Here is a 24,571-nt window from a genome sequence, read left to right as displayed (position 1 = left end):
ACACATTTCCCTTTACCTTAAAAGGTGTGGAGCGCGAAGCTCAAGTTCTATTTTGTGCCAATTCAAACAAGATTGGTATTCGTTTCTGTTATTAGAATTTCTTAGAAAAGCAAGTTAGAGGTATCGTTGGCAATTCAGTTAGGCATTGTCGGTGGTGGCGTTATGGGGGAGGCGATTCTCTCCTGTCTGCTTGCTCAAGCTATCTATGCCCCCGAACAGGTGTACGTTACCGATCCTCAACTCGATCGCCGCAATTATCTTGCGAGTAAGTACGGTGTACAGGTAAGTGCAAACAATGCGATCGCTTGTGAAGCCGATGTCATTCTCTTGGCAGTGAAACCCCAAGCCCTCACAGCAGCGACTGTTGGCTTGGCTAGTACGCCCGTATCTTTAGTAATTTCTATTCTTGCTGGTGTGACTCTAGAGACATTAGAGTCTATTTTTGTTGATAAGGCAGTCATTCGGGCAATGCCCAATACCCCCGCACAGGTTGGGGCAGGTGTTACCGCGATCGCGCCGGGAAAGTCAGTTACGCAAGCTCATATCGATACAGCGCGTAGGATTTTTGCCAGCGTGGGTGAAGTGGTTGAGCTGCCAGAGTCTTTGTTAAATGCGGTTACGGGTCTATCTGGTTCTGGCCCTGCCTATGTAGCTTTGGTGGTGGAAGCTTTGTCAGATGGTGGTGTTGCCGCAGGTTTGCCCAGAGCGATCGCGACAAAATTAGCAATTCAAACTGTTTTGGGAACAGCGCAGTTATTGCATCAAACGGGTTTACATCCAGCCCAGTTAAAAGATCGAGTCACCAGCCCCGGTGGAACTACGATCGCGGGGATCGCCCAATTAGAAAGATCTGGCGTGCGATCGGGACTGATCGATGCGGTGATCGCTGCAACCCAAAGGGCACAAGAGCTTGGTAGCTAAGGTTTTGCCTACAATCGCGTAGAACGTTTATTCTGACTAATCCCTATAGCACTCGGCTACGCCATTTCTTTGGGTCTTGAGAACAGTGAAAAACTGTATAGACAATTATGTTTTACCAGATATTATGCGTGAACTACATCTTGTCTTCCCAATCGAGCTACGTGAGATTGAATGACTTCAATCAAAATCTGGCGCAATTCCTCAGCAGTATCAGTCGTCATCCCAAGGATCTATAAAAAAGCCGCGCTTTGTGCTTGCCATCGTCGTGTTCTGGAATGAGATAGTAGTCACGAAGTTTACGAATATAAGCAACTGCCTTCTCTGTATTGAGAATGAGCTATAGGTAAAGTTGTTACAGATAAGCAGTCCTTAGTTTACCTAGAAATCTGCGGCGTAGGCTGTTTGTTGAGAGGTTGAACTTTTGGCTCTAGCTGAATTTGAAACCATGCACCTAAATAAGCACCCAACACCAAGGCGATTAGCCAGGATGCGAATGATACAGTTCGCCTTATAATTTTACCCTTTTCATTTTGTGCATTCAGTTCCTTCCTAAGAGTTTCCTCCATCTCTGTCTTAAACGCAGAGAACTCATTTTGATTCGTTTGAGCCAGAATGGCATATCTTTCAGCTATTTGTTTTTTCTGATCGATCTCCTTTGCTAAAAATTCAAGTTGGTCAGCTTGCCTTTCAAGGTCACCTTGCAAGCTTGAAATTATATTACTAGCTTCTGTTATGTGCATTCTTGCAGAGGCTATACGTTCCTCCCCTTCTGCCTCATTTTCTGACGTGGGAAATAGGTCAGCAAAATATTTGCCGACCACATGTTTACTAACGCTTTGAATCTGACTTTCTGTAAGCAATTTCCCCGTGAGAAGCTTAATAGCTTCTCTAGAAGCTTCGCTGATAAGAGTAACAAGGTCTACCATTTGATACTGAACAACTGAATCATACCGACAGGCAATCTCAAACTCACTGATATCGCTGATCACTTAGCGGAACACGCCGATCTCCCAACATAGACAGAACTCAACCATTCTGTCAATGGATTTCGTGATTTTATCATATACTGTCAGGTTTTGTATGACACAGTCGATAGAACCATCATTTGTAAATTAGCGGATTAGTTGCCGATTTTATCTCATCTCTTTAATTCTAGTTTTTGGCGAATGGCCGCTTGAACTTTTTGATCGAAATCAGGATCGATAGGATTGGCAATAATTCTGAGCGGAAGTTGGTTGATTCTATCTAAGTAAGCCTGAAAAGCAGCGCGATCGCCTCGATGCTTGAGAAAATACTGTTTCAGCTCAATCTTAGACATGGCATTATAGTTAACTTGGCTCATCTGCAAACGCTCCATTCGGTAAGATTTGAAACTCAAGCTCCTCATCATATCCAGCTAATACATATACGTTGTGAGTTCGAGCATCAACGCAAATTAGATGTATAGGCTGAAGCATCGTGTAAGTTAGCTGGTAGCAGATACGATACAAACTGCTTAGCTGATCGGCAGTAGGTATTTCATTCACGCAATTAAAGACCTCAAATATACCTAACCGATAATTCTGTGTCTTGAATAAGATATTAGCAAAAATCAGAAAAACTATCCTTTTTGTAAGCTCAGCGATCGCGAACTACTACAAGAAAGTACTGCAAGAAAGTTAAGATAAAAGCGCAAACTTTTGATTTAACAGCAGATAGCGAGTCGCTAGAAGCTCAAAGCTATACATGGATTATCGTGAAGCAGGCGTAGATATCGAGGCGGGGCGGACTTTTGTCGAGCAAATTCGCGGTCATGTCGCTAAAACCAATCGTCCCGGTGTACTGGGAGAGTTAGGTGGATTTGGCGGTTTATTTGAACTTCCGACAGGATATCGCCAACCCGTACTCGTTTCAGGGACAGATGGTGTGGGCACAAAGTTAAAAATTGCCCATGCTTGCGATCGCCACGATACGGTGGGCATCGATCTGGTTGCCATGTGTGTCAACGACGTGCTCACCTCTGGGGCAGAGCCATTATTCTTTTTAGATTATCTGGCTACGAGCAAATTAGAGCCTGCCCAACTGGTCGAAGTTGTGAAGGGTATCGCTCAAGGTTGTCAAATTGCCGGCTGCGCTTTACTCGGCGGCGAAACGGCCGAGATGCCGGGGTTTTATAGCAAGGGCGAATACGATCTCGCAGGGTTTTGTGTCGGAATCGCCGAAAAAGCGAATTTACTGAACGGCTCGCAAGTACAGATTGGCGATGTTGTGATTGGGCTAGCCAGTTCGGGCGTTCACAGCAATGGGTTCAGCTTAGTGCGTAAGATTGTGGCAGATGGTGGATTTGCGTGGAATCACATTCCTGATTTTTCCACGGCAACACCTAACGATCGCACGCTTGGAGAAATCTTGCTTGCATCGACGCAAATTTATGTCAAACCAGTTTTGGCAGCTTTGCGCTCCGATCTGGGTATTCACGGACTCGCGCATATTACGGGTGGCGGCTTACCTGAAAATCTACCGCGCTGTTTAGGTCAAGGGCAATCGGTGAGGGTTTCCACAAAAAGCTGGACAATTCCACCAATTTTCCACTGGCTAGCCGAGCAGGGTAAGGTCGAGAAACTGGAAATGTTTAACACCTTTAACATGGGCATTGGGATGGCTGTAGTCGTCGAGCCGAAAAAGGTTGAAGCGGTTTTACAGTGGTTCCAGAGCCAAGATCTACCTGCCGATCTCATTGGTGAAGTGGTTGCAGGCGATCGACAATTGTTGCTTGATTAAACAAAATGCCTTCATGGATTGCGATCGGGGTCATTACCTTTTTAGGCGGATTTTTGAGCAATTCGCTGATTACTCGCCGAGAGTTTCAATGGTTTCTCAGTCTGCGCCGCCCCAAATGGCTGACATTTGAATGGGCAATCCCTTTCATCTGGACGACGATTTTTATCTGTGCCGCTAGTTCTGCCTATCTGGTTTGGGAAAAGGAACCGAATAGCCTGAATACTTGGCTGTTTATGGGTGGCTATTTGGCTTTAGAAGCGGTCACAATGTCCTATACCCCTGCACTGATCAAGTTTCGCAGCCTCAAACTGGGGACTGCGATCGGGGGCACAGGGGCAGTCATTGGCATTTTGCTAGCGATCGCGGTGTTCCCTGTTTCGATCTGGGCGGCTTTGCTTTTATTGCCTTACGTGCTTTGGAGTCCCATAGGAACTTACACAACTTGGGTGATGGTCTATCTAAACCCACAAACCAAATAAGGAAATCCCAAAAAAAATGTAGGGGCAATTCATGAATTGCCCCTACATTTTTTTGAATTCGATTCGCGTTAGACGGAAGATCCGCCAACAACTTCTAGGATCTCTTGAGTAATGCTGGCTTGACGAGCTTTGTTGTACTGCAAGGTCAAACTGCTGATTAAATCTACAGCATTGTCGCTGGCATTATTCATTGCAGTCATCCGTGAGGCTAGTTCGCTGGCAGCAGCTTCTTGCATGGCGCGGAGCAACTGGTTATCTAGGTAAAGAGGCAAGAGGGCATTCAAGATTTGCACGGGCTCTTGCTCGAAAATCAAATCTCTAGGAGATTCGCGCACGGTGGTCTCAACCTTTTCTCTTTCGACTTGAAACTGACCGCCTCTGGTGATCAATCGGAAAATTTCATCGTCCGTAGGTTCGAGCCCTTGAGGTTCGATCGGCAAGAGGGTCTGAACTACTGGTTTAGAGCTAATCAGCGAAAGGAAGCGCGTGTAGATCAGTTCTACGCGATCGATCTTGCCCGCTAAGAAAGCAGAGATGGCTTCGTCCACGATCATGTTTGCCTCAGCAGCAGTGGGGATTTGCTCTAGGTTGGCAAATTTGGCAGCGATGGGCTGACTGCGACGGGTGAAGTACTGGACAGCTTTACGTCCAACCAAGATGTATTGGTAATCAATGCCTTGGGCTTTTAGCTCTTTGGCACGGTTTTCGGCGCGACGGATCACGTTTGTGTTGTAGCCACCACAGAGACCGCGATCGCCAGATATCACCAAAATACCCACTGTCTTAACAGGGCGCTCTTCTAACAGAGGCAAATTGGCATCTTCAAACTTGATACGGCTTTGAAGGCGGTAGAGAACTTGAGCCAAACGATCGGCAAAGGGACGTGTTGCTAAGACCTGCTGTTGGGCGCGCCGTACTTTGGCGGCGGCAACGAGGCGCATGGCTTCAGTAATTTTGCGTGTGTTTTTAACGCTAGAGATGCGATCGCGAATAAATTTAAGGTTTGCCATGAATTCAGTTTGCTACAAACATTGCAGGAGGTATTAGAACCATCTTAATAAAAAATTGCGCTTCTAAATCGCAAACTCTCGTAATATCCTGAGTCTAAGCAGTAATCCTTTTGTCTGAATCCATGATCGTACAGTCTCTCGACCTCACAAATGGCAGTTCTAACCCCGATCGCAGTTTTGGCGATCGCCCTCTAGAAATTGCTGGGCGGACGTTTCGCTCTCGCCTGATGACCGGAACGGGTAAATATAGCAATTTTGAGGTGATGCGACAGGCGATCGCCGCGAGTGGCAGCGAAATTGTCACCGTAGCCGTAAGACGCGTTCAAACCAATGCCCCAGGCCATGAAGGTCTTGCCGAAGCCCTAGATTGGCAAAAAATTTGGCTGTTACCTAACACCGCAGGTTGTCAAACCGCTGATGAAGCGGTGCGGGTGGCGCGTTTAGGACGAGAAATGGCGAAGATTTTGGGGCAAGAAGATAATAATTTTGTCAAATTAGAAGTCATTCCCGATCTCAAGTACCTGCTTCCCGATCCCATTGGTACGTATCGAGCTGCCGAGCAGCTAGTTAAGGAAGGCTTTGCCGTGTTGCCCTACATCAATGCTGACCCCATGTTGGCAAAAGCCCTCGAAGAAATAGGCTGTGTGACAGTGATGCCCCTAGGTTCGCCCATTGGTTCCGGTCAAGGAATTAAGAATGCTGCCAATATCGCCATTATCATCGACCAAGCCAAAGTACCCGTGGTGGTGGATGCAGGTATCGGCGTACCGAGCGAAGCCGCAGCCGCGATGGAATTAGGCGCAGATGCTTTGTTGATCAACACCGCGATCGCGCAGGCACAAAACCCGATCGCGATGGCAACGGCAATGGGCATGGCAACTACCGCAGGCAGGTTTGCCTACCTAGCTGGGCGCATTCCGATCAAAGCCTCAGCCAGTGCTAGTTCGCCTCTGACGGGGACAGTTAATTAGCTTTTAAAACGCTTATAATTTAGTGTTTTTAGAGAGATTTGAACCTTTTTCGTTCTTGGGTCGTCTAAAAACGCAAGGGGGATAAACTTATTGCAAACTCATTTAGAGGTTATACAAGATGCAACGTTTTATCCATAAACCACTCATGGCTCTAGGCATTTGCTTAGGCGTTAGTATGCTGTCTACATCTGCAGTAGTGGCAGGTGAGCTTACAGTCACAGGACAGAATAGAAACGCAACAACTAGTGTCACACGCGATGGCAATACAGTAACGGGCAATCGCACAGTTACTTATCCCAATGGGCGCACTAGATCGTCTACGGATACATATACATTCGACGGAAATGGTGGCTATGATGGCTCGGTAACGCGAACAAACCAGAATGGTCAAACCAATACTTACCAAATTGACGGACAGCGTACTCGCACAGGTAACACTGTAAACAATACAGGGACGGTTACTGGAGTCAATGGTCAGACGACCTATAACCGCACAGGTTCGTGCACAGGTGGTACTTGTAGCAATACTGGGACAATTACTGGGGCTAACGGCAAACAGACGACCTATAACCGCACAGGTTCATGCACAGGTGGTACTTGTAGCAATACTGGGACAATTACTGGAGTCAATGGCAAACAGACGACCTATAACCGCACGGGGTCGTGCACAGATGGCAACTGTACGGGTAATCGTGTAGTTACTTTCCCCAATGGCAAAACTCGTACCACAAACATCACAGGTACTCGCGAAGGTGGCGGCATGTTTTCAGGTAACGCAACAGTTACAGGTCGCAACGGCAACACTCGCACAGGGACTTTTCACCGATCTCGCTAAAAATTCGGGCGATTTAATCTGATTTTTCAATGGGGAGTATTATATTCCCTTTTTTTTTCGGTAACTTTATGTAAGCGACTGGTACCAATCAAACAAGGATTGCTATATCTGATTTCTAATATTCAAACACCCAAATTACCCAACCTTTTTTGGTTGTCGTAATCACGTAGCGATCGGACATTCGACTGGCAACTTTTTCTGTCTCCGCCCAATCTGAGAAGGCTTTAAAAAAACTGTAGGTATGCCCCTCATAGTCTAGACCAGCTACAGGTTTATCTAGGTCTTCCAATTTAAGATGGCGGTAGCACACCTGAGCAGGTTGGGTCACAAGGGCTTGGGAAAATCGGCTTGATGAAGAAGGTGGTTGAAACATGGCGATCGCTGCTGAAGTCAATGGATTTAATCTCCCCACATTTCCAAGAAATGCTTTCTGTCAAAGTAAAGTTTAGCTTTTATAGTTTGCCGCAGCGATCGCTGTAATACTCTGTATCCAAAGACAGAACTATGTTTGGCAGAATTGACAATCCATACTCATAACGATTATGATTTAGCTAATGAAATTCGAGCGCTGAGATATGGCAAAGATTCAAGCAGTTCCGATCCAAAAAATTCGTCGTCCATTGCCGCGCCAAAACGATCCAGTCAAAGTGCAAGCCCTCATGCAATCGATCGCTGAGATCGGTCAACAGGAGCCCATTGATGTGCTGGAAGTAGAAGGAGAATACTATGGTTTCTCTGGCTGTCACCGTTATGAAGCCTGCGATCGGCTTGGTCATGAGACAATCTTATGTAGAGTTCGCCGCGCACCCAAATCAGTGCTACAGATGCACTTGGCTTAAGTGGAGCTGAACCCATAACGGATCCTTTCCCCAGTTCCTAGAAAATCTTTGTACATCGATCCTTTGTACATCGAGCCTTTATACATTGATACAGAGCAAAGCTATCAATCCAACCCCCATAGCGAATCGGGAATTATGTAGAAATTGAGACAGGCATTTGGCGTTGGCAATATACTGAATATACCAAAACTGACAACTGACAACTGATAACTGATAACTGACCGCTACATCTAAAAACATACATTCGAGAAATTCAGGAGAAATTACTCATGGGTAAATCTAAAGACAAGGCAGCTCCAGAAATCAATCTGGGCATTGATGCCAAAGATCGTAAAGAGATCGCCACAGGACTCTCACACCTTCTGGCTGACACCTATTCTCTCTATCTCAAAACCCATAACTTCCATTGGAATGTGACAGGACCGATGTTCAATACCTTACATCTCATGTTTGAGACTCAGTATACCGAACTAGCTCTGGCAGTCGATCTAATTGCCGAGCGCATTCGGGCACTAGGTTTCCCTGCTCCTGGTACTTATTCGGAATATGCCAAACTCACTTCCATTCCAGAAACAGAGGGTGTTCCTAAAGCCGAAGAAATGTTACGTTTTTTGGTGGAGGGACAAGAAGCCGTGGTACGCACGGCGCGTTCGCTTTTCCCCACTGTGGACAAGGTGAATGATGAGCCTACAGCCGATCTGCTAACGCAACGGATGCAGCTTCACGAAAAGAATGCTTGGATGTTGCGAAGTATGTTAGAGGAATAGACACCTCCGCAAGTTGAGGCTTGATTGAGAGCAGTTAAAGCGCGATCGCATCCAAGGATAAAACCAATAGACAGGGGATGCGATCGCCAAATTAAAATCCTGAGGACGATGATGCTATCGGCTGTATAGGCGCGTAACTTCTAACAAGCGATCGCTCAGTTGCTCTGACAGTATTTCCAAGTCGTTAAAGCGCCAATCCCAGTTACCAGACGATGTCCCAGGGATATTCATACGGGCGCTATTATCTAAACCCAAAATATCTTGCAAAGGAATAATCGCCTGATTAGAAACCGATGCCATGGCGAGGCGAATCAGCACCCAATTAATTTCTTCACCCGCTGCATAGCCAACGATATATTTGTGGAATAGTTCTCGTTCGTATTTGCTAGCCCGTCGCCACCAGCCCACTGCCGTATCGTTATCATGCGTACCCGTATACACGACGCTATTCTTGGGATAATGGTGGGGTAAATGGAAGTTGTCGGGACCACCGCCAAAGGAGAAAAGTAAAACCCGCATTCCAGGGAACTCAAATCTATCCCTTAGTTCCTCCACTTCAGTGGTCATAATGCCCAGATCTTCCGCCATAATTGGCAAGCTTCCTAGCACCTCTTTTAGCCGCTCAAACAGTTCTACCCCGGGAGCTTTTTGCCATTCTCCATTTATGGCAGTTAACTCGCCTGAGGGGACTTGCCAAAATGCTTCAAACCCTCGGAAGTGATCGATGCGAATCAGGTCTACATAGCGATGTAAAAACTTAAATCTTTCGATCCACCAAGCAAACTCAGTTTCTTGCAGATATTCCCAGTTATAGACAGGATTTCCCCACAATTGTCCCGTTTCGCTAAAGTAGTCTGGTGGTACTCCTGCCATCATGTCTACCTCAAAGGTGTCTGGGTCTAGAGCAAAGTTTTCAGGATTTGCCCAGACATCCGCACTATGGTGAGAAACATAGATAGGAATATCGCCAATAATTTGAATATTCTGGTCGTTGGCATATTTTTTAAGTGCCAGCCATTGCTGAAAGAACTGGAACTGCAAAAACTTATGGAATGCAATCCGATCGCGTAAGACTTCTGTTTGTTCTCTGATTACTTCTGGCTGACGATGGGCGATCGCTTTGTCCCAATTATTCCAAGTCACCGATGGATTCTCTTCCACCAATGCCATAAATAGCGCATAATCGTCTAGCCACTTTGCTTCCTCCAAACAAAACTGACCATACTCATGATTATGTTGGTGCTTGAGTCGATCTTGGAAGCGATCGTAGGCAATTTGCAGCAATTGCATTTTGTAGAGAATTGCTCGATCGAATTCGACGATATCCGCTGCAAACTCTGGCACATCTTCAAAATCTGCCTCAGTCAGTAAGTTTTGTTCTACCAAGAGTTCTGGACTAATCAGTAAGTGATTGCCCGCGATCGCGCTATAGCTCATGTAGGGAGAGTTGCCATACCCTGTGGGTCCTAGTGGAAGCACTTGCCACAGTTTTTGTCCGCTTTTGGCAAGGAAATCAATAAACTGATAGGCTGACTGCCCCAAATCACCTATGCCAAACTGACTTGGCAAGGAAGTAGGATGCAGCAAAACTCCACTGGAACGCTGAAATGGCATATAGGCAACCGTTAAAATCTTGAGGTGAGTTGGAAAATCAAAACCAAGTTTTACTCTACATTAGAGATATGCCTAATGGGCAAAAGTTTTAATTTTTTACGACCTGCGTACCCTTAGGACAAGTAGGAGTGCCATCCTGTAAAAAGGGTTCGGGTAGTTTCGTAACTCCTGGAAGATCGGCGGCACAGAAAATTGAGGCTGTGGGCGAGATGCTCTTTACTACCTCTGGATGATTTTTAGAAACAGGCACAACAAAGACTGCTCCTACTTGGCTTCGCAGTGAAGACTTTTTGGGAATGCCATAACTAAATGCTGCATTCTTTGTAGCATGGATGGAGTATTTATAATCATCCGTTTCAGGCTCAATCCCATGGGTAAATCGAGGATCGAAAATAGAAGTAGCAAAAGTTCGATGGTTCATATAAAAGTTGTATTGACCTTGGTTTAAAGCATCAATACCAGTAAGTAGTGGAGGTAGCTCACAGCCAATACCAACGAATTTGAGTAAAAACGATGGTAAAGCCATAGCAATCAGCACACCCATAATGGATAGAGAAACCGTCCATCCTAGTATCCTATTTCTTCCTTTACGCTTGCGAAGTGCTTCAATCTCTGGATCTGAAGGGTCTTCTACAAGTGGGTTGCGAAGTTCCATCCTTTGAGATCCTTCATCCTTAATTTGCGTTTGCTTGTCTCTCATAACGATTTTCCTCCAACTATAAAAACTAGGGGTTTGATAATGTCTAGGTGACTGAATACTCCGTATCGACGATCGCTAAAGCTATATTTTCGCAGGGATAGTTGAGGGGGATGCGATCGCGATCGCAATCTGGCAGTGATACCTAGAATGCCTCAACACCGTTTGTCATTGACTTGTATTTTCAAGAGATCGCCTTTGGCAGATTCCATTGTTGCCAAACACTGACGACTCGAAGCAAAAAACATACCGTTATCCCCAATGCCATCATTAGATTGCGAGGCATTCCTCGACTGACACCAAAGATCGTGACGGCCGCTCCTACTAAGGCTGCAACTGCATAAATGTCAACTCGGAGTATGGATGGAATACGGGATAGCAAAATGTCACGCACAGTACCTCCGCCTACCCCTGCGATCGTTCCCATTAAAACTGACATTAGTGGGTCTATGCCATAATCAAGAGCTTTTGATGCACCTGCAATGGCAAACAACCCTAACCCAGCCGCATCAAGTACGACAATGATCGAAGAAGGAATCTGCACAACAAACTGGTGCAAAAAAAAGACGACGACCCCGCCTAAAATAGCTGTGATTAAATATCGCCGATCTCGAATTGATGCTGGAGGAACTGAGCCAATTAACAGGTCGCGAATAATTCCGCCTCCAGATGCTGTCACAAAAGACACCACCATCACGCCAAAAAAATCTAACTGTACTCCAATTGCTACCGTTGCACCCTCAAGGGCAAAGACAAACGTACCGACTAAATCCACTGCTAATAGAAACTTGTTGTTCTCTGGCATTTAACCTCTTCAAGCGATATGTGTAGGGATAATTTATTGCTCAAAGATTTTTCAAGGATTTTCTTTGTAAGCTCGAATCATTGCCTGCGTACCCTGGTCGCTCCCTCCATCTAGTTCGCTTACCTGTTGGAATAATTGTCTGGCGAGTTCTACTCCTGGTAAATCCTTGTCACGAGCGGCACGAATTTCTGTCACCAGTCTGAGATCTTTAAGCATATTCTTAATCGTAAATCCTGGCTCAAAGTCGGATTGAGAAACCTTGGAACCTAGATTGGTTAATGCCCAAGATGCCGCTGCCCCACTGCCGCATACTTCTATGACTAGATTGGGATCGATTTCCATTTGCTCGGCTAGTTGCATCGCCTCACAGAGAGCCACCATATAGATCGAAGCCAAGGTTTGATTGCAGAGTTTTACCCCCTGTCCGCTACCTACCGCACCGCATAGACGCATGGTTTTGCCCATCGCTGTAAATAAAGGCTGACATTCTGCAAAATCCTGCGGATCGCCACCTACCATGAATGTGAGCGTGGCATTTTTTGCCCCCACATCCCCGCCAGAGACGGGCGCATCGAGAAATCGTAAGGAACGATCGCTTAATGCTCGCCCAATTTGCTTGGCAGCATCTGACCCAATGGTGCTGCTATCGACAATCAAAGCCCCAGGTTTTGCACATTCGGCAACGCCCCCATGTCCTAAAATTACCGCTTTGACATCAGGCACATCGCCTAGACATAGCCAAATAACATCGGCATCCTGCACGGCTACCTGAAGTGATGGCGCAATAATTCCGCCAGCGTCTAGAAAGGCTGCAATGCTGGGACGATCTTTCGTGCGATTCCAACCCTTGACGGCAAAGCCACGCTTTACCAAGTTGGCCGCCATGGCACTTCCCATCACACCTAACCCTAAAAAGGCAATTTTCCGATCGGTCATGTTGAGACTTACCTATGTCGGGACTAGTTCGCCTGGTCGCAATTTCACCCATTTACCCATTTCGGGCGTAAAGCTCTCACAACCAACCACATCCCACTCCATCTGAATTTCATCATTATGGGTGCGAATGTTGACATTGATTGTGGGCGAGGTTGCCTCAAAATCAGGTGCTGCGGTTAGATGTGCTTGTTGATGCTGTTCTTCTACGGCATGGTAGGTCACGCAGCGATCGACGTAATGGCAGTTAATGCAAATACACATGGTCGTTAACAAGGAATTGAGTGGTTCCCAAAAAGCTGACAACTGGCAACGGACAACCGACAACTTTTCTACATCCTAACAAGCCAAACCAAGAAAGCGGATACAATACCTAGTAGAAGTTATAGATTCTCAACATTGACAGAAATATGGCATTAAAAAAGGGTTCGTTGGTGAAAGCAATTCGTGAAAAGCTAGAGAATAGTGTCGAAGCTCAAGCAAACGATACGCGTTGGTCTAGCTACATTTTTGAGACCAATGGTGAAGTTACCGAATTTCGCGGTGATTACGTACAGGTAAAGTTTGGGCAGGTGTCCACACCCCCGATTTGGTTGCATAAAGATCAGCTACAAGAGCAAGCTTAATGGCGTTGATTTTGACCAATGATGATGGCATTGATGCCCCTGGAATCTGGGCGCTACAGAAAGCTGTGGCTAAAGCCTTTGGCACTAAAGCCTTTGGTACTGGGGACATCATTGTCGCTCCGCGCGACCATCATTCAGGTTGCGGGCATCAGGTTACAACCCATAGCCCTATTCATGTCAGCAAACGCGCTGAGGATGTCTATGCGATCGCGGGTACACCTGCCGATTGCGTCCGCGTCGCGTTGGGGCATTTATGTTTGGGAGATCGACATCCTGAAATTAAACTTGTCCTGTCGGGCATTAACGATGGTGGCAATTTGGGTGCAGATGTCTATATTTCAGGCACAGTGGCAGCGGTGCGCGAAGCGGCACTGCACCGCATTCCAGGGATTGCAATTTCTCACTATCGCGCCAAGGGCAAACAGGTTGACTGGGAACGCGCTGCCGATCTGACGGCTCAAGTCTTAACCAAATTGTCTGGGCAGGCGATCCCTGCGGGGAGCTTTTGGAATGTTAACTTGCCCCACTTAGATGCCGATGCCCCCGATCCAGCCATGATATTTTGCGATCGCTCTACGCTGCCTTTACCTGTGAGTTTTAAGATCGAGGGCGAGTACCTCATGTATGCAGGTAATTATCAAAAACGCGATCGCTCTGAGGGCACAGATGTTGATGTCTGCTTTTCAGGCAATATCGCCATTACCCAAATTGATTTGTAAGAATTTCCCGATCTTGCGATTCCGCATAAGAGCGATCGTCCTAGGCGTTAACCTAGTTACTACCATAAAATAAAAGAAGGCAAAAACTAGTTTTGCCTTCTTTTATTTTCTTTTATTTTTAATGAGCTAATTAAAGCTAGAAATGGCGGGGGATGGATTTGAACCAACGACCTTCGGGTTATGAGCCCGACGAGCTACCAGGCTGCTCTACCCCGCGTTATGTAAATCAGTATAGCAGACTATATGGATAGATGCGTGCTAATTTCCTTAATTTGCTAGAAGCGCAAGCAAATCTAATCCTGAAAGACTTTAAGAGTATAGGTTTTAGGGATTTAATTTTGAATGCAAAATTTAGTAAGCACCTTTACCAAATAGGACGATTCTGACAGTTTCGACCAAAATGCTTAAATCTAAGTTGAGCGACCAATGATCGATATAAAACAAATCTAGGCGAGCTGCGTCATCAATTGTCGCTAAATCCGATCGCCCCGAAATTTGCCATAACCCTGTGATTCCAGGTACGACCAAATGTCTTGTATGATGCCAACTGTCAAACTTTGCCACGTCCCTAATCGGTAATGGGCGGGGCCCAACTAAACTCATTTGCCCGATCAGTACGTTAAACAACTGCGGTAGCTCATCCATACTCGTCCGTCGCAAAAAGTGGCCGATCGGGATGATGCGCGGATCCTGCTTAATTTTAAACATGACGCCATCTTTGCTCTCGTTTAAGCGTTCTAGTTCTGCTTGAAAACGTTCAGCATCCTTATACATACTGCGAAACTTCCACATGCGGAATACTTGCCCATGCAAGCCCACCCGTTCTTGGCAATAAAACACGCTGCCTTTAGAAGTGAGTTTGATCGCGATCGCTACAACAATAAACACAGGCGCAAGCACGAGCAGTCCGATCGCTGCCCCTACAAAGTCGAGCATCCGCTTAAAGCTATATTCCCAAACACTAAAAAACTGTGCTTCTAGCCGAATCATCGGCATGCCTGCAAAAATCTCTGGCGAGCCCCGTCGGTGCAGCATCATCAGGCTAGAGGGCAAAAGCCGCAACCCGATCCCAGCATTTCGCAGTTGCCAATACAAATTGGAGGCTAATTGGGTCTCAGGCAAATTTTCAGCAATCACCTCTCTTGCCTCTGACAGCGAAATCAACTGCATGGCTGAAGCTGTATTCGCTAAGGAGGAAACCACCGAGCCTACGACTCGATAGCCCGTTCTGGCGGTAATCAACTCAGCCAAAACGGGAATCCGATCGGCAGGTGCAATGATAAATACAGGGGTCTGGGTGCGGGCAGTGCAAAACTGTTCGAGCAGCAAGGTTAGAACTAGCCTCAGCCCCAGTACGCAGAGAATACTAGCTAGCCAAGCAGGGAAAAATAGCGATCGCGGCGCACTCAATTTTGGATCGTAAAAATAGACAAGCACCAGCGATGACAGGTAAATCCCACTAATTACCTGTGCCTGTTTGACATAATTTCGCCATTGTGAATCGGTGGAATAAAAATTATGGTAGGCGAAAGCTAAAACCGTTCCAGCCGCAAATGCCCAGAATAAACCTGATAGCCCAAACCATTTCCCCCAGTCTAGTTGTGGTGGCAAAGGGGAAAATGCACGGTTGACCTTTTCCGCAATACGCCATGCGATCGCCAACCCCACAATGTCCCCTAGGATGAGTACGAGGGTAGTTAACCAACCTAACTTGAGTTGATTGCCTAGTTGGAGTTGTTTGCAGGCTCTGATATCAGTCATTTGAACTTGTTTGCGATCGCTAATCACATTAACGCACCTGTTTGGGGTATTTGAGCGAGAAGCCATAAGCAAAAAGCTATGAGCATTTAACTGTTAGCTTTTGCATACTATTTATCTTGCCCAAAATTTGCAGCGAAAGGGTCATGGCAAATTTTAAAGATCGCCTCACCCATGCTCCATTTGCCAAGGGGAGATGTATAGAACTCAAAAAATGATTGACACAAGACACCGATTAGAGCAAACTTATTATTTGCAACAGGATCGCGATAACTCGATGCTGATTGTGATGCGGAACTGGCGGAATTGGTAGACGCGCATGTTTCAGGTACATGTACTGAAAGGTTTGGGAGTTCAAGTCTCCCGTTCCGCATTCTCTTAAACCTGCCACCCACTTAAGTTTGAAGCTAAGTTTGAAGCTCAAAGCAAGAGAGATGATCGCTAGTACTCGTAATCCTCTTGTCAAGCAATTACGCCAACTTGGGGCGAGTTCCAAAGAGCGCAAGCAGCAGCAATTATTTTTAATCGAAGGAACCCATGCCTTAACCGAGGCGATCGCCACGTCTTACCCTTTATCGATTGTTTGTCATACAGAGTCATGGGCGGCACTCAATCCACAGCTTTACGCACAAATCCAGAGCCAAGCTGAATTGCAGACAGAGCGCCAAGGCTTGAGACTAGAACTAGTGAGTGAAGAGGTCTTGGCAGCGATCGCCACCACCGTAAACCCTGATGGGGCGATCGCGGTAGCACCGATTCAAGTCAACGCCACATCTCCGAGAATTCAAACCTTGGGTGTTGTCCTAGAGACAATCCAAGATCCTGGAAATTTAGGCGCGACGATCCGATCGGCAGTTGCCGTCGGCATCGATGGGCTGTTGGTAAGTCAAGACAGCGTAGACTTAACCCACCCCAAGATTATTCGCGCTACCGCAGGACAATGGTTTCGCTGTCCGATGCAGTCTGTCAGAGATTTGCCCACAGAAGTGCAAAAATTGCAGAAACAAGGGATGAAAGCGATCGCAACGCTTCCCCATGCTTCGACTGCCTATTGGGATTATGACTTTACGCAACCAAGTTTGATTTTGTTGGGAAATGAAGGCAAAGGCCTATCTAGGGAATTGATCGACTTAGCCGATGATGCCGTCACAATTCCCTTAAATAACCATGTGGAATCTCTGAATGTGGCAATTTGCGGATCTTTATTGCTCTACGAAGCCTTTCGCCAAAGGCGGTTCTTATAAATAGAAGATCTGTTGCACTTTCAATTGAACTTGGTATTAGGTTCTACTTTCAATCAAGATATAAATGCCCAATCCAATCAAGACATAGGGAACAAATGCTTTACCATAACGGGTCAAAACACGGGCAAAGGGTTGATAACGAGTCAGTAGATGGGCAGCATAGCACCACAGCCCCACAAGTAGGAAAAAAACAGATAAAATCACTCCTAAACCCACCAAATCAGAACTCGCAAATAAGGGAATATAGATACTGATGTTATCTCCTCCATTCGCGAATGTTACTGCTGCGACATGGTAGATCTGGGGAGCAAAAAAACTCGAGAGGAAAGACCTAGAGCGAAATTCAGGAGATGTGTTCTGGGCATGATTTTCGTCATCTTGGTGACTGATGAGGGTGTGAATTCCGATCGCAATGGGAACAAAACCCAAAAGCCCGATCCAAGTTCTCGGTATGACCAAACCTCCCAAAAAACCAGGTAGACTCAGCAAAATCAGCGCACTAAAGCCAAGATATTGACCAATAAAAATGTGCTTAGAACGAAAGGTTGGGCTGACTTGGCTATAAAAGATCGTGAGGATGATGATGTCATCAATATTTGTCGCCACAAAGGCAGAAACTGCTGCCACGATTAATTTAGCCAGCCATCCAATACCCATGCTGTACATCTCCAACTATTGAGGAATAGATACGAGGGCGCTAGGCGCGTTTTATATCAACCTGGAACCAAGGCGATCGCACCCGTTGCCTGTTCGATCCAGTGCGATACCCAATTGGGCTGCAAGCCTAAAATCACAATAATTAATGCCAGCACAACCGCAGGAGCGCGATCTTGCCATAGAGAAGGTGGCAAATTGATCATTTGTCCCGTAGATGCTTCGCCAGATTCGATCGGCGTGTCACCTTCTTTGTAATTCTTATTTACAGATAGACGACCAAAAAATGCTTGGTCGATCAAAATCAAGAAATATACTGCGGTTAGCCCCGTCCCGATCATGCAAAGGAGTGTCTGCACGGGAAACACGGGGAAACTACCTCTAAAAATTAGAAACTCAGCAATAAAGCCCACCATCCCTGGAATCCCCGCACTTGCCATCGCTGCCAAGATCATCAACGTACCTGCCACAGGCAAACCTCGTTCGGGGTTGAGCAGTCCATTCAGGGCATCGAGATTGCGCGTTCCAGCCTTGGCATAAACCACACCGACCAGTAAAAACAGCAAAGCCGAAATTAAGCCGTGACTGACCATCTGGAAGGTTGCACCCAACAAAGATAGGGGGGTTGCTGCTGCCATACCCAGCAAAATATAGCCCATATGACCGACCGAACTATAGGCAACCATCTTTTTCATATCCCGTTGCGTGATTGCAGTCAGACAACCATAGAGCACGCTCACTACCGCCCAAGTTGCCAACCAAGGAGCCAAGACTTTCCATGCATCAGGAAAAAGACCTAACCCAAATCGCAATAGTCCATAGGTTCCCAACTTTAACAGCACCCCTGCTAACAGCGTGGAGATCGGCGTGGAAGCCTCAACGTGGGCGTCGGGTAACCATGTATGAAAGGGAACGAGGGGAATTTTAATGCCAAAGCCCAACAACAACAGAATTAATAGAATTCCTTGCATATTGACTGGAAGCGTTTGCGATCGCAACACCTCAAAATCAAAGCTAATGCCCGAACTCAAGCCTGCGGTTGCCAAACTAGAAGCACCAAAGAAAGCCAGTAAGAGCAGAATTCCTGAAATTGCCGTGTAAATCAGAAACTTCATGGCAGCATAGGCACGACGTTCGCCGCCCCAAATCGCAATCAATAAATATAGGGGAATCAATTCCACTTCATAAAACAAGAAGAAGAGCAGGAGATTTTGGGATAAGAAAGCCCCCGACACCACCCCACTCAGCAAAAGCAATAGGGGATAGTAAAACATCGGTCGCTTGACATCACCACTGCTAAAAATAGCAATACATACCAGAAAGCTATTCAGCAGTACCAGAGGTAAAGATAGTCCATCTACGCCTAACTGATAGGTCAAGCCGATCGCATCCAACCAAGCCAAAGATTCCTTGAGCTGCATCCCAGGATTGCTCGGATCGAATTTAAGCAACAGCAAAGCTGCCCAACTTAAAGTTAGAAGACCAACGATCAAAGCAACGGAACGAAATTGCTTAGGGGGGAGTAAATTTCCCAAAAGCACCATTAAGACTGCGCCAGCGATCGGCATCCAAATCAGCGTACTTAACATGATTTATCTCGAACTTGAACCTATGAAGTGGAATGAAAAAGAGGAGGGGTGAGAAGTAGTTAGCGAAAGCTTAAGAAAGCCGCCGCAACCACAAGCATGATGCCGAGCAAAATTGTGAAAATATATTGCTGCGATCGCCCTGTGATTGTATATCTGAGACTCTCTCCACTAAAGATGGAAGCCAGCCCTAAAAAGTTGACTGCCCCATCGACCAAATAGCGATCGATCCAGCCCAAGGCTTTAGAGCTTTTTGCCACCACAAAAACTGCACTGACTCTATAGAGGTCTTGAACGTAGAGGTCATTCGCAAAAAAGTTAGCGATCGGTCTTTGAAATTGGGTAACTAGTTTGGGGGGTAAAGAAACGGTACTACCCATTTCGTATTGATTGATGTAACTTCTGGCGGCACTAAAACATCCCACAATGCCCGAACCAACCACAAGCGCGACGGCAGGCATGTCTACGGATGCCCAGTCGATCGCTAGGTTCCAAGACAACAGCAACCAAGGTACGAGCAAAGCTAAGATCGTTAGAGCTACCATGGGAAAAGCCACGGGCCAGGGAACTTCTGGGGCGCGACGAGTTTTAGGTTTCGGTGGGCCGAGAAATACTAAACCGAAAATACGGGTTAACCCATAGGCTGTGATGCCATTCACCAAAAGCAACACCAACACCAGCACAGGTTGGGAATCCCAAAAAGCCTCGACCCATTGCAGCATCGTCCAGAAATTGCCAAGCGGGAATATTGCAACAAGGCTAAAAGAACCAACCAAAAACGCAATTGTGGTTGCAGGCATCCGCGACCAAAGACCACCCATTTCTGTCAAATCTTGGGTAATTACCGTCATCATCACCGAACCGCTACTCATAAATATAAGAGACTTGGCGATCGCGTGGGTAAACAAAAAGCAAAGGGCAATATCGGTTTGCTGCATCCCTACCGCAATAAATACCAAGCCCAAGTGGGCGCTAGTGGAATGGGATAAGGCGCGTTTTAGATCGATCTGGGCGATCGCTACCACAGATGCCCCCACAGCCGTGATTGCCCCAATCATTACCAAAGTCGAGGAGGCAAAGGGTGATAGTCCTAGCAAAGGCTGGAGTTTGATCAGCACATAAGCACCCGAAGCCACCACCACTGAATTCCGTAAAATCGAAGCTGGATTGGGACCTTCCATGGCTTCATCTAGCCATAGGTGCAGGGGTACTTGAGCGCATTTGCCTGTTGGTCCCGCAATCAACGCCAGACCTAATAAAGCCGCAAATTGGGGATGGTTGGCAAAATAATCAATGGTTGGTTGAGACTCTGCCCATACTTTTAGATCGGAAAAATTCAGGCTACCCGTTAGGCTAGACAGTGCAACCACACCCATGAGCAAAAACAAATCGCCCACCCGTTTTGTCCAAAATGCGTCGCGGGCAGCGGTGACCACGAGGGGTTGGGCATACCAAAACCCCACCAGCAAATAGGTTGAGAGGGTCAGCAGTTCTAACAAGGCATAGCTAAAAAAGAGCGAATCGCTAAAAGCAATACCACTCATCGCTCCTTCAAAAAAGCCCATCAGGGCAAAAAACCTAGCGATCGCCCAGTCTGTTTCCATATAGCCGATCGCATAGACTTGGGCAATCAAGCTGATCGCACCGACTAAAACTGCGGCCCCTGCACTCACAGGCGACAGGTCTAAGGAAAAGCTGAGGCTCAGATCGTATGCCTGAAACCAAGTAAACGACGACTGTTGTGGTGGTAGTCCCCAGACTGCATGCAATACAAAAATGCTATGCACGACGGAGAGTATCGTCATTAATAAATTAATATAGGCGGCAGGACGAGGACCTGTGCGAGTTACTATACCTACTGCCCAAGGTAAAGTTAAAACTGCACCCAGCAACCCATAAAAAGGAACCAGCCAAACAGTTTCTACAAACATTTATAGAGTTTTCGTTATAGATTTTAAAGATTTTATGTAATCAAACATCAGCTTACAACAAAACATAGGACGCAATTTTGAGCAGGCGATCTCACCTTACCGAATACCTTTGGTAAGCTATACCTATCGCACATGGAGTACGGTTATGACTCTTGCAAAACCCCATCATCTAACGCTGTACGACGCTGACTATCTGCAATGGATCGAGTCAACCCTAGAGAAATTACAGAATCAAGACTATAAGCACATAGATTGGGAAAATTTGGTTGAAGAGCTTCGAGATATGGGGAAGAGCGAACGCAGAAGCCTAGAAAGCAATCTAATCGTGATTCTTTTGCATTTACTCAAATGGCAATACCAACCCGAATGCAGAAGTGGAAGTTGGGAAAGCAGCGCGATCGAACATCGCCGACGCATCAAGAAATCTTTACAAGAATCTCCTAGCCTCAAGCCTTATCTAACCAGTATCTTGACTGAGTGCTATGCCGAAGCGTTAAAACAAGCAAAAGCCGAGACTGGCTTACCGATCGCCACATTCCCAGCAGAATGCCCCTATGACTTATTCACAGAGATTATGAATGACGAGTTTTTACCTGTTTAAAAACTACCTTAAATCGGCATTATCAGACCTTGCTAAATGACTCGCTAAATTTGAAATCCCACAAGTTTGGGGCATTCATAAACAACGTGACAAAGCGGCTGAACATATCTTGCATTTGGGCTGAGCGATATTTTTCATGTTCGAGTAGATGCTGAACACGCAGCATAGGATTTTGTGTAATAACTCCGCCAATTCAAGGATGAAATGCAACGCCTAGAGATCTTTGGCGTCAAGTTCCAGATCGCCCCGATGTTCTAGGGGCGGATCGAAGCATCGATGCCGAAAATCTAGACAAGATACGGCAAGGCAGGTTCGATTATTCTGGCATGGCTGAGGATCTGCACGATCTTCTAGTCAAGTTGGAGCAAGAACGCGATGCAATTCGGACCAGTGGTATAGAGGTGTTCAAATGAGAAGAGTAGAGTTGAAAGCCTGCTATAGAAAGCTTTGACCCTATATCTCTTGCTTGTTCCGAAGTGAAAAATGCTATATCATCACACCTTCGGGAGTTTGGATCGAATATGGCAAAGTGCCGAAGCGGAAATTTCGACAAGCCTATTATCGTTGCAAAGTTCCCATATTCCCCTCCAAACGGCAAGCCAACCGTACTGCCTGCGAGTCAGAAGATCCGAGCGTAGCCGTTTACTTTCGGTTCGACAACCGAGATTTGGTTCTAGCTTGCGACAGGTGGGACAAAGTAGTGGATAACACTTGGGCGATCGTCAAAGATATCGACGCGATGCGCGGCATGCAGCGTTGGGGAGTGGGTAGCCTGCAACAGGCATTTATGGGCTATCAGGCTTTGCCTTCGAGTCTTGATTGGTGGCAGGTTTTAGAGGTCAACCCAGATGCTTCGATCGATGAAGTGAAAGCCTCTTACGTTCGCTTATCAAAAGAAGCTCACCCCGATCGCGGTGGTACTAAAGAACGCCAACAGCAAATCAATCAAGCACTTGAAATCTATAAATCGATTCGCAAGTAACCGCAATAAAAAACAATTTAGCTATTTACAACCGAACCTGACAGGGGGAGAGCGAACCAATGAATACCACTACAAAATATTTACCCACCATCGCTGCCGCCGAAGCTTTAGGACTTTCTAGCGGAAAAGCTCTGCTAGGCTACCTCAGCGAACTCAAACAAGGGGTTCATTACCAAGATCGTCGCAAGGTTGGAGCGCGAAAAGCCAAGTACTTTTTTAACGTAGATGCCATTCGTAGTTATTGGGACAAACCACCAGAAAGGCGCTAAGCAATCACGACAAAACCAAAAAACGGTCACCATTTCGGTCACCGTCGATATTGAAAGTTTCTGGAACCTATAGCAGCACCGTGATTTGAACACGGGACCTACGGATTATGAGACCGATAAATGCAATCGAAAAACCATTAATCCAAGAGAATCTTAGCATTTCTGATATCGACTATGACAAAAACTCGACCATTTCCATGCAGCTAACCCAAGCCAGCGATAAGAGAGGCGGTCTAACAGTTTGTCGGTCGATCGCGATCAATCCTCGAAAATAGCTAAATATGGGGCATAGGCAAACACGCGATTGCGCTTTTGCCCTGTGGTTTCTCTCAACAGCTCCAAATTGCAGAGGTCTTTGATCAGTGTATTCGCATTTGCATAGGAAAGTTGTGCGATCTCTTGTACATTTTCGACAGTTACAATCGGTCGGTAGTACAGTTGTTCAAGTAAAGCAATCGCACTACCCGATCGCCGCCCCATCCTCTGTAGCACTAATTGTCGGTGCTCCTCTTTCATATTAACAATTCTGCGAGCATTGTCAGCGGCTTCCTGAGCTACCTCACACACCCCTTGCAGGAAAAATATAAGCCAGCTTTCCCACGCACCTTTGTCCCTAACTGCTTGGAGGCGATCGTAATACTCAGCACGATGTCTCTTAAAGTAGTAGGAAATATATAGCAGGGGACGTTATTCATGATTACGGGAGGATCGGGAGGGAGGGGGCTAGGGATAAAAGCTTTGTATCCACCTAGCTGCTCTATATATCGTCCTGCTCTAGCTGACACAGTTGTTATTATCGATTTCGTTGATACTGCATAATTTTAGCAGTCTTATTATCGGAAACATAGGAATATCGATAATAAGACTGGTGGCTTGAGTTTGATAAGCGCTAAGCCTAAACCTAGAGCGATCGCCTTTCGATCGCGGGATTGTTTAGAGAAGCAAACGCTGTTACTTTTGCCTGTAAATGGGATCGCCCATTTGTAATACCAATTTAAAGGCGTAGGATAACAGATAGACTAAACTAGAGAAAAAAGTATAAAGGCAGAAGTAAGATGGCAGGGAAAACAGCGATCGTCATCAAAGAAACAGAACAAGAACTAGCAGAACTCCTGCGCCAAGAAAAACAACCTAATAACAAAGAGCGTTTGCAGGTGTTGTACTGGTTAAAGCAACAGCAGCACCCAACAGTTACAGAGATCGCTAGAGCCCTGGGAAGAAACCGATGCACCGTACAAAAATGGCTAACAGTCTATCGGAAGAAAGGACTCGAGGGGATGCTAGAAAGAAAACCAATCCCCAATCCCCATGTCAGAGTAATACCCAAATGGGCAGAAACAGCATTAGCCAAACGATTGCAGGAAGCAGAAGGGTTCAGAAGTTATGGAGCAGTAAAGCAATGGTTAGCAGAGAAATTAGGAGTAGAAGCAAGCTATCATACCGTGTATNAAATGACCCGATACCGACTCAAAGCTAAACTCAAAGTCGCCCGTCCCCAAAATAGCAAGCAAAACCCAAACCAATTAGAGTCATTTAAAAAAACCTTGTCGATGACCTTGTCCTATTAAAA

The 24,571-nt window shown here is 46.2% G+C and carries 31 protein-coding genes, 2 tRNA genes and 1 pseudogene; 16 read left to right on the top strand and 18 right to left on the bottom strand.

The genetic code is table 11. From position 1 onward, the window contains the following. The first annotated feature begins 126 nt into the window (after nt 1–126). On the top strand, nt 127–921 hold the full coding sequence (proC, locus tag ACP2WE_RS22325; protein ID WP_425217734.1) for a pyrroline-5-carboxylate reductase: 795 nt from the start codon (nt 127–129) through the stop codon (nt 919–921). A gap of 374 nt (nt 922–1,295) precedes the next feature. Here proC and ACP2WE_RS22320 read toward each other — a convergent pair whose 3' ends face one another. The 3 genes from ACP2WE_RS22320 to ACP2WE_RS22310 form a co-directional block, all read right to left on the bottom strand. Beyond that, a complete protein-coding gene (locus ACP2WE_RS22320; RefSeq protein WP_425217733.1) occupies nt 1,296–1,847 on the bottom strand; it encodes a hypothetical protein in 552 nt (183 codons plus the stop codon). 212 nt (nt 1,848–2,059) lie between these two features. After that, nucleotides 2,060–2,263 carry a DUF6887 family protein gene (locus tag ACP2WE_RS22315; protein WP_425217732.1) on the bottom strand — a complete coding sequence of 68 codons (204 nt, stop codon included), beginning with the start codon at nt 2,261–2,263 and terminating at the stop codon, nt 2,060–2,062. Further along, nucleotides 2,250–2,438 carry a DUF6888 family protein gene (locus tag ACP2WE_RS22310; protein WP_425217768.1) on the bottom strand — a complete coding sequence of 63 codons (189 nt, stop codon included), beginning with the start codon at nt 2,436–2,438 and terminating at the stop codon, nt 2,250–2,252. Before ACP2WE_RS22310 ends, ACP2WE_RS22315 begins: the two co-directional genes overlap by 14 nt. A gap of 208 nt (nt 2,439–2,646) precedes the next feature. On the opposite strand from ACP2WE_RS22310, the gene purM reads away from it, so the two are divergent. After that, the gene (gene purM / locus ACP2WE_RS22305) at nt 2,647–3,681 is read left to right on the top strand and encodes a phosphoribosylformylglycinamidine cyclo-ligase (protein WP_425217731.1); all 1,035 of its coding nucleotides are present in this window, start codon (nt 2,647–2,649) and stop codon (nt 3,679–3,681) included. A 5-nt stretch (nt 3,682–3,686) separates the two neighbouring features. Then, the gene (locus ACP2WE_RS22300; protein ID WP_425217730.1) at nt 3,687–4,160 is read left to right on the top strand and encodes a TspO/MBR family protein; all 474 of its coding nucleotides are present in this window, start codon (nt 3,687–3,689) and stop codon (nt 4,158–4,160) included. 68 nt (nt 4,161–4,228) lie between these two features. Here ACP2WE_RS22300 and ACP2WE_RS22295 read toward each other — a convergent pair whose 3' ends face one another. Continuing rightward, nucleotides 4,229–5,170: a F0F1 ATP synthase subunit gamma gene (locus ACP2WE_RS22295; protein ID WP_425217729.1), complete on the bottom strand. Its 942-nt coding sequence runs from the start codon at nt 5,168–5,170 to the stop codon at nt 4,229–4,231. A gap of 122 nt (nt 5,171–5,292) precedes the next feature. Between ACP2WE_RS22295 and ACP2WE_RS22290 the strand changes: the two genes are divergently transcribed. Both ACP2WE_RS22290 and ACP2WE_RS22285 read left to right on the top strand, forming a co-directional pair. Then, nucleotides 5,293–6,141 (top strand): thiazole synthase, encoded by an 849-nt coding sequence (locus ACP2WE_RS22290; protein ID WP_425217767.1) that lies wholly within the window; start codon nt 5,293–5,295, stop codon nt 6,139–6,141. 118 nt (nt 6,142–6,259) lie between these two features. Beyond that, on the top strand, nt 6,260–6,976 hold the full coding sequence (locus ACP2WE_RS22285) for a hypothetical protein (protein ID WP_425217728.1): 717 nt from the start codon (nt 6,260–6,262) through the stop codon (nt 6,974–6,976). A gap of 115 nt (nt 6,977–7,091) precedes the next feature. Here ACP2WE_RS22285 and ACP2WE_RS22280 read toward each other — a convergent pair whose 3' ends face one another. Next, on the bottom strand, nt 7,092–7,388 hold the full coding sequence (locus tag ACP2WE_RS22280) for a hypothetical protein (protein ID WP_425217727.1): 297 nt from the start codon (nt 7,386–7,388) through the stop codon (nt 7,092–7,094). A 163-nt stretch (nt 7,389–7,551) separates the two neighbouring features. Between ACP2WE_RS22280 and ACP2WE_RS22275 the strand changes: the two genes are divergently transcribed. Both ACP2WE_RS22275 and ACP2WE_RS22270 read left to right on the top strand, forming a co-directional pair. Further along, on the top strand, nt 7,552–7,815 hold the full coding sequence (locus ACP2WE_RS22275) for a ParB N-terminal domain-containing protein (protein WP_425217726.1): 264 nt from the start codon (nt 7,552–7,554) through the stop codon (nt 7,813–7,815). 269 nt (nt 7,816–8,084) lie between these two features. Further along, entirely contained in the window at nt 8,085–8,582 is a 498-nt protein-coding gene (locus ACP2WE_RS22270; RefSeq protein ID WP_425217725.1) for a Dps family protein, read from the top strand. A gap of 114 nt (nt 8,583–8,696) precedes the next feature. Here ACP2WE_RS22270 and malQ read toward each other — a convergent pair whose 3' ends face one another. From malQ to ACP2WE_RS22245, 5 genes are all read right to left on the bottom strand, one after another. Continuing rightward, a complete protein-coding gene (gene malQ / locus ACP2WE_RS22265) occupies nt 8,697–10,196 on the bottom strand; it encodes a 4-alpha-glucanotransferase (protein ID WP_425217724.1) in 1,500 nt (499 codons plus the stop codon). 88 nt (nt 10,197–10,284) lie between these two features. Beyond that, nucleotides 10,285–10,896 carry a type IV pilin-like G/H family protein gene (locus ACP2WE_RS22260; protein WP_425217723.1) on the bottom strand — a complete coding sequence of 204 codons (612 nt, stop codon included), beginning with the start codon at nt 10,894–10,896 and terminating at the stop codon, nt 10,285–10,287. Nucleotides 10,897–11,077: 181 nt separating this feature from the next. Then, nucleotides 11,078–11,698 carry a trimeric intracellular cation channel family protein gene (locus ACP2WE_RS22255; protein ID WP_425217722.1) on the bottom strand — a complete coding sequence of 207 codons (621 nt, stop codon included), beginning with the start codon at nt 11,696–11,698 and terminating at the stop codon, nt 11,078–11,080. 51 nt (nt 11,699–11,749) lie between these two features. Next, entirely contained in the window at nt 11,750–12,634 is an 885-nt protein-coding gene (locus ACP2WE_RS22250; RefSeq protein ID WP_425217721.1) for an NAD(P)-dependent oxidoreductase, read from the bottom strand. A gap of 12 nt (nt 12,635–12,646) precedes the next feature. Next, nucleotides 12,647–12,895 (bottom strand): Ycf34 family protein, encoded by a 249-nt coding sequence (locus ACP2WE_RS22245; RefSeq protein WP_425217720.1) that lies wholly within the window; start codon nt 12,893–12,895, stop codon nt 12,647–12,649. 146 nt (nt 12,896–13,041) lie between these two features. On the opposite strand from ACP2WE_RS22245, the gene ndhO reads away from it, so the two are divergent. Both ndhO and surE read left to right on the top strand, forming a co-directional pair. Further along, the gene (gene ndhO, locus ACP2WE_RS22240; RefSeq protein WP_330484934.1) at nt 13,042–13,257 is read left to right on the top strand and encodes an NAD(P)H-quinone oxidoreductase subunit O; all 216 of its coding nucleotides are present in this window, start codon (nt 13,042–13,044) and stop codon (nt 13,255–13,257) included. Further along, nucleotides 13,257–13,976, top strand: coding sequence for a 5'/3'-nucleotidase SurE (gene surE / locus ACP2WE_RS22235; protein ID WP_425217719.1), 720 nt, complete (start codon nt 13,257–13,259; stop codon nt 13,974–13,976). Before ndhO ends, surE begins: the two co-directional genes overlap by 1 nt. Before the next feature lie 143 nt (nt 13,977–14,119). On the opposite strand, the gene ACP2WE_RS22230 is transcribed toward surE, so the two are convergent. Continuing rightward, nucleotides 14,120–14,193: transfer RNA gene (locus ACP2WE_RS22230), tRNA-Met, on the bottom strand. Between the two features lie 134 nt (nt 14,194–14,327). Next, a complete protein-coding gene (locus ACP2WE_RS22225) occupies nt 14,328–15,737 on the bottom strand; it encodes a sugar transferase (protein ID WP_425217766.1) in 1,410 nt (469 codons plus the stop codon). A gap of 288 nt (nt 15,738–16,025) precedes the next feature. On the opposite strand from ACP2WE_RS22225, the gene ACP2WE_RS22220 reads away from it, so the two are divergent. After that, nucleotides 16,026–16,107 (top strand) — tRNA-Leu (locus ACP2WE_RS22220). A 61-nt stretch (nt 16,108–16,168) separates the two neighbouring features. Next, entirely contained in the window at nt 16,169–16,978 is an 810-nt protein-coding gene (locus ACP2WE_RS22215) for a TrmH family RNA methyltransferase (RefSeq protein ID WP_425217718.1), read from the top strand. Nucleotides 16,979–17,014: 36 nt separating this feature from the next. Here ACP2WE_RS22215 and ACP2WE_RS22210 read toward each other — a convergent pair whose 3' ends face one another. The 3 genes from ACP2WE_RS22210 to ACP2WE_RS22200 form a co-directional block, all read right to left on the bottom strand. Then, nucleotides 17,015–17,629, bottom strand: coding sequence for a cadmium resistance transporter (locus tag ACP2WE_RS22210; protein WP_442778038.1), 615 nt, complete (start codon nt 17,627–17,629; stop codon nt 17,015–17,017). 62 nt (nt 17,630–17,691) lie between these two features. Beyond that, nucleotides 17,692–19,221: an NADH-quinone oxidoreductase subunit M gene (locus ACP2WE_RS22205; RefSeq protein WP_425217716.1), complete on the bottom strand. Its 1,530-nt coding sequence runs from the start codon at nt 19,219–19,221 to the stop codon at nt 17,692–17,694. 59 nt (nt 19,222–19,280) lie between these two features. Continuing rightward, complete coding sequence (locus ACP2WE_RS22200) at nt 19,281–21,149, bottom strand: NAD(P)H-quinone oxidoreductase subunit F (protein ID WP_425217715.1); 1,869 nt, start codon at nt 21,147–21,149, stop codon at nt 19,281–19,283. Nucleotides 21,150–21,294: 145 nt separating this feature from the next. Here ACP2WE_RS22200 and ACP2WE_RS22195 point away from each other — a divergent pair, with 145 nt between their 5' ends. Then, nucleotides 21,295–21,750, top strand: coding sequence for a DUF29 domain-containing protein (locus tag ACP2WE_RS22195; RefSeq protein ID WP_425217714.1), 456 nt, complete (start codon nt 21,295–21,297; stop codon nt 21,748–21,750). 22 nt (nt 21,751–21,772) lie between these two features. On the opposite strand, the gene ACP2WE_RS22190 is transcribed toward ACP2WE_RS22195, so the two are convergent. Further along, a complete protein-coding gene (locus ACP2WE_RS22190; protein WP_425217713.1) occupies nt 21,773–21,916 on the bottom strand; it encodes a hypothetical protein in 144 nt (47 codons plus the stop codon). A 363-nt stretch (nt 21,917–22,279) separates the two neighbouring features. Here ACP2WE_RS22190 and ACP2WE_RS22185 point away from each other — a divergent pair, with 363 nt between their 5' ends. From ACP2WE_RS22185 to ACP2WE_RS22175, 3 genes are all read left to right on the top strand, one after another. Then, nucleotides 22,280–22,732, top strand: a complete 453-nt coding sequence (locus ACP2WE_RS22185) for a J domain-containing protein (RefSeq protein WP_425217712.1) — start codon at nt 22,280–22,282, stop codon at nt 22,730–22,732. A 59-nt stretch (nt 22,733–22,791) separates the two neighbouring features. After that, the gene (locus ACP2WE_RS22180; RefSeq protein WP_425217711.1) at nt 22,792–23,001 is read left to right on the top strand and encodes a hypothetical protein; all 210 of its coding nucleotides are present in this window, start codon (nt 22,792–22,794) and stop codon (nt 22,999–23,001) included. Nucleotides 23,002–23,108: 107 nt separating this feature from the next. Next, nucleotides 23,109–23,276, top strand: a complete 168-nt coding sequence (locus ACP2WE_RS22175) for a hypothetical protein (RefSeq protein ID WP_425217710.1) — start codon at nt 23,109–23,111, stop codon at nt 23,274–23,276. Here ACP2WE_RS22175 and ACP2WE_RS22170 read toward each other — a convergent pair. Both ACP2WE_RS22170 and ACP2WE_RS22165 read right to left on the bottom strand, forming a co-directional pair. Continuing rightward, complete coding sequence (locus tag ACP2WE_RS22170; protein ID WP_425217709.1) at nt 23,260–23,517, bottom strand: cell filamentation protein Fic; 258 nt, start codon at nt 23,515–23,517, stop codon at nt 23,260–23,262. The genes ACP2WE_RS22175 and ACP2WE_RS22170 overlap by 17 nt on opposite strands. Nucleotides 23,518–23,555: 38 nt before the next feature. Beyond that, nucleotides 23,556–23,786 carry a hypothetical protein gene (locus tag ACP2WE_RS22165; RefSeq protein ID WP_425217708.1) on the bottom strand — a complete coding sequence of 77 codons (231 nt, stop codon included), beginning with the start codon at nt 23,784–23,786 and terminating at the stop codon, nt 23,556–23,558. A 270-nt stretch (nt 23,787–24,056) separates the two neighbouring features. Between ACP2WE_RS22165 and ACP2WE_RS22160 the strand changes: the two are divergent. Then, a pseudogene (locus tag ACP2WE_RS22160) lies at nt 24,057–24,449 on the top strand (helix-turn-helix domain-containing protein); the annotation flags it as partial. Nucleotides 24,450–24,571: the final 122 nt, after the last annotated feature.

It is taken from the genome of Tumidithrix helvetica PCC 7403 (assembly GCF_965232925.1).
In the GTDB taxonomy this organism is placed as follows: domain Bacteria; phylum Cyanobacteriota; class Cyanobacteriia; order Pseudanabaenales; family Pseudanabaenaceae; genus Tumidithrix; species Tumidithrix helvetica.
Note: the sequence above shows the minus strand (reverse complement) of the source record. Positions and strands in the feature narration are given on the sequence as shown.